This window comes from Bacillus thermozeamaize, assembly GCA_002159075.1.
Taxonomy (GTDB): Bacteria; Bacillota; Bacilli; order ZCTH02-B2; family ZCTH02-B2; genus Bacillus_BB; species Bacillus_BB thermozeamaize.
On the sequence record LZRT01000133.1, the window covers coordinates 1 to 3,194 of the forward strand.

Here is a 3,194-nt window from a genome sequence, read left to right on the forward strand (position 1 = left end):
TTGACCGGCTGCCTGGCAACGTCCTACTCTCCCAGGGGCTCCCGCCCCAAGTACCATCGGCGCTGGAGGGCTTAACTTCGGTGTTCGGGATGGGAACCGGTGTGTCCCCTCCGCTATCGTCACCAGACAACCGGGATGTTCCCTGAAAACTAGCAGCAAAGAAGCCAGTTCTTGTGTGTGAAAGAAGTCCTCGACCCATTCGTATCCGTCAGCTCCACGTGTCACCACGCTTCCACACCGGACCGATCCACCTCATCATCTCTAAGGGGTCTTACCAGCTTGCGCTGTGGGAAATCTCATCTTGAGGCGGGCTTGGCGCTTAGATGCTTTCAGCGCTTATCCCTTCCATACTTGGCTACCCAGCGTCTGCTCCTGGCGGAACAACTGGTACACCAGCGGTATGTCCATCCCGGTCCTCTCGTACTAGGGACAGAGCCTCTCAAATTTCCTGCGCCCGCGACAGATAGGGACCGAACTGTCTCACGACGTTCTGAACCCAGCTCGCGTACCGCTTTAATGGGCGAACAGCCCAACCCTTGGGACCTACTCCAGCCCCAGGATGCGATGAGCCGACATCGAGGTGCCAAACCTCCCCGTCGATGTGGACTCTTGGGGGAGATAAGCCTGTTATCCCCGGGGTAGCTTTTATCCGTTGAGCGATGGCCCTTCCACTCAGTACCACCGGATCACTAAGCCCGACTTTCGTCCCTGCTCGACCCGTCGGTCTCGCAGTCAAGCTCCCTTCTGCCTTTACACTCCACGCGCGATTTCCAACCGCGCTGAGGGAACCTTCGGGCGCCTCCGTTACCTTTTAGGAGGCGACCGCCCCAGTCAAACTGCCCGCCTGACACGGTCCCTCCACCCGATTCAGGGCGGCAGGTGAGAAACTCAGCCTGCCCAGGGTGGTATCCCAACGGCGCCTCCATCCGCCCTGGCGAGCGAATTTCTAAGGCTCCCACCTATCCTGTACAGGACAGACCAAGTTTCAATATCAGGTTGCAGTCAAGCTCCACGGGGTCTTTCCGTCTTGTCGCGGGTACCCTGCATCTTCACAGGGAGTACAATTTCACCGGGTCTCTCGTTGAGACAGTGCCCAAGTCGTTACGCCTTTCGTGCGGGTCGGAACTTACCCGACAAGGAATTTCGCTACCTTAGGACCGTTATAGTTACGGCCGCCGTTTACTGGGGCTTCGGTTCAGAGCTTCGCAACCAGGGCCCCCAAAAAGTAACACTTTTTGGGGTGGTCACTAACCCTTCCCCTTAACCTTCCAGCACCGGGCAGGCGTCAGCCCCTATACGTCGCCTTGCGGCTTAGCAGAGACCTGTGTTTTTGCTAAACAGTCGCTTGGGCCTGGTCACTGCGGCTCCCCAGGGCTATTCACCCCAAGGAGCACCCCTTCTCCCGAAGTTACGGGGTCATTTTGCCGAGTTCCTTAACGAGAGTTCTCCCGAGCGCCTGAGGTTCCTCACCCCGCCTACCTGTGTCGGTTTGCGGTACGGGCACATGACTCCTCGCTAGAGGCTTTTCTTGGCAGTGTGAGCCCAGGGACTTCGGTACTCAAATTTCCCTCCCCGTCACGGCTTGAGGTCTCCGGTGGACGGATTTGCCTATCCACCCCTCTTGCCGCTTGGACGCGCTCTTCCAGCCGCGCGCTTCCCCTGCCCTCCTGCGTCACCCCATCGCTCAGGCGGAGCCATGTGGTACAGGAATATCAACCTGTTCTCCATCGCCTACGCCTTTCGGCCTCAGCTTAGGTCCCGACTGACCCTGAGCGGACGAACCTTCCTCAGGAACCCTTAGGCTTTCGGCGGAGGGGATTCTCACCCCTCTTTTCGTTACTCATACCGGCATTCTCACTTCTGTCCCGTCCACCAGTCCTTCCGGTCTGGCTTCTGCCAGGACAGAACGCTCCCCTACCACGCCATACAGGCATCCATAGCTTCGGTAGTACGCTTAGCCCCGTTACATTTTCCGCGCAGCGCCACTCGACCAGTGAGCTATTACGCACTCTTTAAATGATGGCTGCTTCTAAGCCAACATCCTGGTTGTCTTCGCAGCGCCACATCGTTTCCCACTTAGCGTACATTTTGGGACCTTAGCTGATGGTCTGGGCTGTTTCCCTCTCGACCATGAATCTTATCACCCATGGTCTGACTCCCAAGGAACAAGTCCGCGGCATTCGGAGTTTGACTGAAGTTGGTAACCCTTGCGGGCCCCGCGTCCAATCAGTGCTCTACCTCCGCGTCTTTCCCCTTGAGGCTAGCCCTAAAGCTATTTCGGGGAGAACCAGCTATCTCCGGGTTCGATTGGCATTTCACCCCTACCCACCCCTCATCCCCGCACTTTTCAACGTGCGTGGGTGCGGGCCTCCAGCAGGCTTTACCCTGCCTTCACCCTGGAGATGGGTAGCTCACCCGGTTTCGGGTCGACGCCTGCGTACTATCCGCCCTCTTCAGACTCGCTTTCGCTGCGGCTCCGGCCTTTCAAGCCTTAACCTCGCACGCAAACGTCACTCGCCGGTTCATTCTACAAAAGGCACGCCGTCACACATCTAACGTGCTCCGACTGCTTGTAGGCACACGGTTTCAGGTCCTCTTTCACTCCCCTCCCGGGGTGCTTTTCACCTTTCCCTCACGGTACTGCTCCACTATCGGTCGCCAGGGAGTATTTAGCCTTAGGAGGTGGTCCTCCCAGATTCCCGCGGGATTTCCCGTGTCCCGCGGTACTCGGGGTCCGTCTCGGAGGGAGTCAGGTTTCGGTTACAGGGCTTTCACCTTCTCCGGCAGGACGTTCCAGTCCGTTTCACCTACCCAACTCCTTTGTCACTCCATATGAGACGCCCCACGACCCCGGACACCGCAGTGCCCGGTTTAGGCTCCTTCCCGTTCGCTCGCCGCTACTTAGGAAATCGCGGTTGCTTTCTCTTCCTCAGGGTACTAAGATGTTTCAGTTCCCCTGGTTGCCCCCTGCAGGCTATGGATTCACCTGCAGGTACCACCCTACAAAGGGTGGTGGGTTCCCCCATTCGGACATCCCCGGATCTCAGCTCGCTTACAGCTCCCCGAGGCATTTCGGTGTTCGCCCCGTCCTTCATCGGCTCCTGGCGCCTAGGCATCCACCGTGTGCCCTTCCTACCTTCTTCCACACACTCAGAATACCCAGCTTCTTTGCTATCTAGTTTTCAAGGAACATC

Annotated in this window: 2 rRNA genes; both read right to left on the reverse strand. The window is 57.9% G+C overall.

What is annotated here, in order from left to right:
* Positions 1-10 precede the first annotated feature (10 nt).
* A 5S ribosomal RNA gene (gene rrf / locus BAA01_06245) occupies positions 11-127 on the reverse strand.
* Between the two features lie 53 nt (positions 128-180).
* Positions 181-3,141 (reverse strand): 23S ribosomal RNA (locus BAA01_06250).
* Positions 3,142-3,194: the final 53 nt, after the last annotated feature.